Origin of the sequence: Pseudomonas sp. 44 R 15 (genome assembly GCF_900004965.1) — a bacterium.
Lineage (GTDB): Bacteria > Pseudomonadota > Gammaproteobacteria > Pseudomonadales > Pseudomonadaceae > Aquipseudomonas > Aquipseudomonas orientalis_A.
This window is the reverse complement of sequence record NZ_CVTU01000105.1, coordinates 1-5212: the sequence shown is the minus strand read 5'-3', so window position 1 is coordinate 5212 and position 5212 is coordinate 1. Positions and strand designations below refer to the sequence as shown.

Annotated in this window: 6 protein-coding genes; 2 read left to right on the top strand and 4 right to left on the bottom strand. The window is 64.4% G+C overall.

The annotated features are described in order from the left end of the window. Positions 1-413 (top strand): undecaprenyl-diphosphate phosphatase (locus tag BFP93_RS29340; protein ID WP_256095224.1); only part of this gene is annotated, 413 nt, incomplete at its 5' end. Positions 414-415: 2 nt separating this feature from the next. Here BFP93_RS29340 and BFP93_RS18685 read toward each other — a convergent pair. Genes BFP93_RS18685 through BFP93_RS18670 form a run of 4 tightly spaced genes read right to left on the bottom strand, consistent with a single transcriptional unit; the run spans position 416 to position 3888 of the window. After that, positions 416-1240 carry a sugar phosphate isomerase/epimerase family protein gene (locus BFP93_RS18685; RefSeq protein WP_065894226.1) on the bottom strand — a complete coding sequence of 275 codons (825 nt, stop codon included), beginning with the start codon at positions 1238-1240 and terminating at the stop codon, positions 416-418. Position 1241: 1 nt separating this feature from the next. After that, a complete protein-coding gene (locus tag BFP93_RS18680) occupies positions 1242-2441 on the bottom strand; it encodes an NAD(P)/FAD-dependent oxidoreductase (RefSeq protein ID WP_065894224.1) in 1200 nt (399 codons plus the stop codon). Between the two features lie 2 nt (positions 2442-2443). Next, positions 2444-2764: a MocE family 2Fe-2S type ferredoxin gene (locus BFP93_RS18675; protein WP_057721995.1), complete on the bottom strand. Its 321-nt coding sequence runs from the start codon at positions 2762-2764 to the stop codon at positions 2444-2446. Positions 2765-2796: 32 nt separating this feature from the next. Then, positions 2797-3888 (bottom strand): fatty acid desaturase family protein, encoded by a 1092-nt coding sequence (locus tag BFP93_RS18670; protein ID WP_065894222.1) that lies wholly within the window; start codon positions 3886-3888, stop codon positions 2797-2799. 162 nt (positions 3889-4050) lie between these two features. On the opposite strand from BFP93_RS18670, the gene BFP93_RS18665 reads away from it, so the two are divergent. Next, on the top strand, positions 4051-5100 hold the full coding sequence (locus tag BFP93_RS18665; protein ID WP_065894220.1) for a LacI family DNA-binding transcriptional regulator: 1050 nt from the start codon (positions 4051-4053) through the stop codon (positions 5098-5100). Positions 5101-5212: the final 112 nt, after the last annotated feature.

The following is a 5212-nucleotide window of genomic DNA, read 5'->3' as shown; positions in this document are numbered from 1 at the left end:
CCCGCCACACCCGCGACGTGAGCCAGATGCGTTTGCGCGATGCGCTGATCGTCGGGATTGCGCAGATTGGCGCGTTGATCCCCGGCGTATCGCGTTCGGGCTCGACCTTGACCGCAGCACTGTTCCTGAACTTCAAACGCGAAGAAGCCGCACGGTTCTCGTTCCTGCTGGGCCTGCCCGCCATTGCCCTGGCCGGTTTGAAAGAACTGTGGGTGCTGCTGCACACCGACATGCCCGCCCATGCCTGGCCGCATTTGATCTTCGGCCTGGTGGTGGCGAGCATATCGGCGTTCTTCGCCATCTGGGGCCTGATGAAGTTTCTGGAACGCTTCTCCACCTGGCCGTTCGTGATCTACCGCGCGCTGCTGGGGGTGTTTTTGATCGTGGCGGTCAGCACCGGCTGGCTGGCCTGATGCTACGTTGTCGCCAGTGAGTGGTCCCACACCTGGCGAATCAGCGCCTTGAGCTTCAGCGCCTCGGCCCAGCGATCACTGAGCTCTCGGCCGTCCGCGCCGGTGATCGCGTAAGGCGGCGGGCCGAGTTCGCAGGTGAACGACAGGCTTCGCGGCGTCTCGGGGCGGGCCAGCCAATCCTCGATCCCGTAGCGCCACCATCCGGTAAATCGCTCTACCCACGGCTGATGCTGCGGGAAATCCAGCGCCACCTGCACCTGTTCACTGCTGGCCACGCGACCATGAAAGCCCCAGCTACGGCGCAGGATGGTACGTATGTGCTCATCGTCATCGGCGTCGCCGGGCTCGGGCAATTCGCGCCCGACCACGTAGTGGGACAGATCGGCCAGCAGTTTCAAGTCAGGCATTTGCGCCAGCAGGTCGAGGGTGAACAGCAGATCACTGGTAAGCCGATAACGGTGGGTTTCCAGCAGAATCGGAAAATCCACCTGCTCGGCCAGGCGTTGCCAGCCCTCGATCAACCGGCCCGCCTCGGCCTGGGTACGCGGACGCACGTCGGCTTGCAGGGTCAGGTGGTGACAGCCATGACGGTTGATCACCTCCAGGGCGCGCGCCAGGTCGTCCACCGTCTGCGGGAACAGTTGGCCTTCGATCTGCAAGCCGCGCGCGGCGGTAGCTGCGTACAGGCGTGCAACTGCGTCGGCCTGCCAGTAGTGGTCGGTGACGCCATCGAAACCGGCGGCGGCGATGCGATCCAGTTGCGCCTCAAGCGGGCCGGGTTCGGTTTGCATCGCCCATAAGGATTGAAATACCAGCAAGTGGCGCATATCAGCCTCGCAGCCATTGTTTGAGAGAAATAGCCGGATCCGCCAGGGCAGCCGATGACAACGGCACACGAGCGGCGATCAGGCGTTCGCACAGCTTGATGTCCCGGGCCACGCGGTTGCCCGGTGCCCAACCGCAGGCGCCTTGCAAATGTCCGTGGTCACCGAGGTAGAACAGCAGCAGGCCGCCGTCGGGCAATGGCCGGCTGACCACGCTCGGCGTCATCACACCGACCGTCTGCAAGCCCCAGTCATACTGGTCGGACCAGAACCCCGGCACGGCCTCGAAAGGCAATGCGCGGCCCAGCAGATTCAAGGCGGCATGCCGCCCCTGAGCCTCGGCGTTGCGCCAGGTTTCCTGGCGCTGGTAAAGCCCGCCAAGACGGAACTCGCAGACGTCCCCCGCCGCGTAGATATTCGCCGCGCTGGTGCGTAACTGCGCGTCGACACGAATGCCCTGCCCCACGTCCAGCCCGGCCGCCGCAGCCAGTTCGACATTGGGTTGCATGCCGATACCGACCACCACCAGGTCGCACGGCAGCGTGTGCCCATCCACCAGGCGTACAGCGTCGGCCTCGATCGACGCCACGGCGACATTCACGCGCACGTCCACGCCTTGCTCGCGGTGCAACGCCAGCAGCGCGTCACTGATAATTGCGGGCAATACCCGGCCCGCCAGGCGCGGCCCGGCTTCGAGCAGCGTGACCGCGCAGCCCAGGCCGCGCGCGGTCGCCGCCACTTCCAGGCCGATAAAGCCGCCACCGATAACCACCAGCCGAGCGCCGGGGCGTAACTGCTCGCGCAGAGCCAGGGCTTCGTCATGGGTGCGCAGGTACAGCACGTTGGACTGCGCCTGCGGCAGACGCCGCGCACGGCCGCCGGTGGCCAGCAGCAATCCGTGGTAGGGCAGCCACTGGCCATCGGCCAACTGCAGCCGATGCTGCAATGGCGCCAGCCGACTGACCGCGTTGCCCGCCAGATGCTCGATACCCAGCTCGGCGAGGCGTGTGCCGTCGCACAAGCTGCAGCCGGCCAGGTCCTGGCTGCCTTGCAACAGGCCCTTGGACAGGGGCGGTCGTTCGTAGGGCACGTGGGGTTCGTCGCCGATCAGGATCAGCCGACCGCTGTAACCCTCTTCGCGCAGGGTCAACGCCGCACGTCCACCGGCATGGCCGGCGCCGACGATAATCAGGGGCGCGTCCATCATCACGCCGTGACGGCGAGCAGCACCCGCCCCGCTTCGACCCGTACCGGGTAGGTTTGCAGATTGACGCACACTGGCGCGCCCAGGGCCTTGCCGGAGCGGTAGTCGAAGCGCCCATTGTGCTTGGGGCACTCGATCACATGGTCCATGACCAGGCCGTCGGCCAGGTGGATTTTTTCATGGGTGCACAGGCCGGCGGTGGCGAAAAACTCATTCTCGGCCGAGCGAAACACCGCATAGGTGTGCGCCCCATGGTCGAAGCGCAGCACGTCCTCTTCGTCTATGTCGCCCACGGCGCAGACGTCGATCCATTGATCGTTCATGGTTTTTATCTCTTATTAAAAGGAAACGAACTTCAGCCGGCCGAAACTTCTGCGTGCACGGAGGCAGGGGCTGATTCAGGCTGCCGTCGGATCGGACGCTGGACGAAATAGGTCGGATCGCTGCGCTGCTTCCAGACCGTCGGGAGGATCTCCTTGTAGGCCTCCCACAGATTGGCGTAAGGCGGCGGGCAGTCGCGACGGATCTCTTCGTGCAATTGCGCCAGTGCGTGGAACGGCACCATCGGGTACATGTGGTGCTCGAGGTGGTAGTTCATGTTCATGTAGATAAAGCGCAGCACGCGGTTCATGTAGATCGTGCGGCAGTTGCTGCGGTGGTCGAGCACGTCTTCGGCCAGGCCCACGTGCTGGGTTAGGCCGAACAGGTAGCCCAACCAGGCGCCATAGATGCTCGGCAGACCCACCAGCATCAGCGGCAACCAGCTCTGCAGGTACAAGGCGCTGCCGATGATCACCCCATACAGGCCAACCCAGATGCGCGCGGCGCGAAACACTTTGGGCCATTCGGATTGCGGGATGAAATCCCGTTCCTGGGCACTCATCCGGCCGATGGCATGGCGCGCCACGCCACTGAAGGTCTTCCACGCCAGGGGCAGATTGAACAGGCTCAGGAACATCATCAAAAAGCTCGGCGGGCGCGGCTCGACGATCTCCGGGTCGCGGCCGACGACGATGGTGTCGGTGTGATGCCGGGCATGGCTCCAGCGCCACACATGGGGCTCGAAAATGCACATGAAGCATGCCACCTGGTACAGCACGTCATTCATCCAGCGGGTCTTGAACGCCGTGCCATGGCCGGTTTCGTGCCAGCGCGGGTTGGAGGCGGTGCCGTAGAGCACACCATAGGCCAGGAAGAACGGCACACAGGCCCAGGAGCCCCAGAACCAGTAGCCGCCAAAGCCGGTTGCGAACAACGCCGCGAACCAAATGGCCGTGTCGACCAGCGCCGGGCCGTCGCGGCGCTGCATCAGTTCCTTCATGCGTTTGCGCGGGACCGGCGACTGGTACCAGCGCGCCGAGACCAGGCCTTTTTCGGCGGCGCGGGCGGCCTCGGGGCCGGTCAGGCTGTAGTCGCGTCGGGCGCGGTGAGCGGTGTATTCAGGCATTGTTATTGTTCTCCGCAAGCGTAGGGTTTCAGGTGCTTTGCGAAACCAACCATAGAGCGCGGCTAAATCACCCTCAAGGCCTTGAATCCATTCCCTATCAAGCTATCATCCAGGCCCAGCGGGGCTTGATAGTTTTCTATCAAGACGCTCAAGGGGCTCGCCATGACCAACCATAAACGCCCGACCATCGCCACGGTTGCCGCCCATGCTGGCCTCAGTGTGGCCACCGTCGACCGCGTGTTGAACGCCCGCGCACCGGTCAATCCACAAACCGCCGAACAGGTGTTCCAGGCTGCCGAAGCCGTGGGTTATTTTGCCGCGCGGCTGATCGGCCAGCGCATTCGCGAACGGCGCCCGACCTACCGCTTCGGCATTCTCCTGCTGGGCACCGCCCAGGCGTTCTATGCCAACCTGGCCCAGTCCATCGGCGACGCGGCGCAGCATCACGCCACGGCCAACCTGACCTGCCAGTTCGACTACATCAATGACCGCACGCCCAGCGCCATCGTCGCGCAGATCGAGCAACTGGCCGTGCAGTGCGACGCCCTGGCGGTGGTCAGCTTCGCCCATCCGCTGATCAATGCCTGCCTTGCGCAAATCCGCGAAGCCGGCGTGCCGGTAGTGGCATTGCTTTCGGATATTCATGAGCAAGCCCGGGAACCGTATGTGGGCCAGGACAATCACGTCGTCGGACGCACCATGGGCTGGCTGCTGGCGCGCACGTGCGGTGCGCGCAAGGGCAGCGTGGGCATTCTGCTGGGTGGCCATCGCTTTCTCGGCCACCAGGCGCGGGTCGAAGGCTTGCACGGCTACCTGGCCGAACACGCGCCGGGGCTCAAACCGCTGGAACCGCTGATCAATCTGGACAACTGCGACATCACCGAAGAGGCCACCCTCGACCTGCTCAGCCGCCACACCGACCTGCGCGGGTTGTGCGTGGTGGGCGGTGGCGGTGACGGCGTGATCAACGCCCTGGCGCAACTGCCCAAGCGTCCGGCGTTGTGCTGCATCCTGCAGGAGTCCACCGAGTTGTCGCGCCAGGCGCTGAGCCGCGGGTTGATCGATGTGGTGATGGATTCGCAGCCGCGCCAGACGGCGGTGGCCCTGGTGGAGTTGCTGGTGCAATTGCAGAGCGCCGAGGGGTTCGATGCAATGCGGCATCGGGTGCATATTGCGCCGCACATTGTTACCTCGGAAAATATGGGCGCCTGAGGCATGGACGGCGAATGTGGGGCTTGCCCCCGATGGCGGCCTCTGGGCCGACCAGGATGTTGGATCAGATCGAGTACATATCCGTTTCTGCGGTAACGGCTGCTTAGGGTTC

Bases quoted from the DNA above. Each gene is read 5' to 3' on its own strand.
- BFP93_RS18685 (WP_065894226.1), bottom strand. From the start codon at position 1,240: ATGCGCCACTTGCTGGTATTTCAATCCTTATGGGCGATGCAAACCGAA.
- BFP93_RS18680 (WP_065894224.1), bottom strand. From the start codon at position 2,441: ATGGACGCGCCCCTGATTATCGTCGGCGCCGGCCATGCCGGTGGACGT.
- BFP93_RS18675 (WP_057721995.1), bottom strand. From the start codon at position 2,764: ATGAACGATCAATGGATCGACGTCTGCGCCGTGGGCGACATAGACGAA.
- BFP93_RS18670 (WP_065894222.1), bottom strand. From the start codon at position 3,888: ATGCCTGAATACACCGCTCACCGCGCCCGACGCGACTACAGCCTGACC.
- BFP93_RS18665 (WP_065894220.1), top strand. From the start codon at position 4,051: ATGACCAACCATAAACGCCCGACCATCGCCACGGTTGCCGCCCATGCT.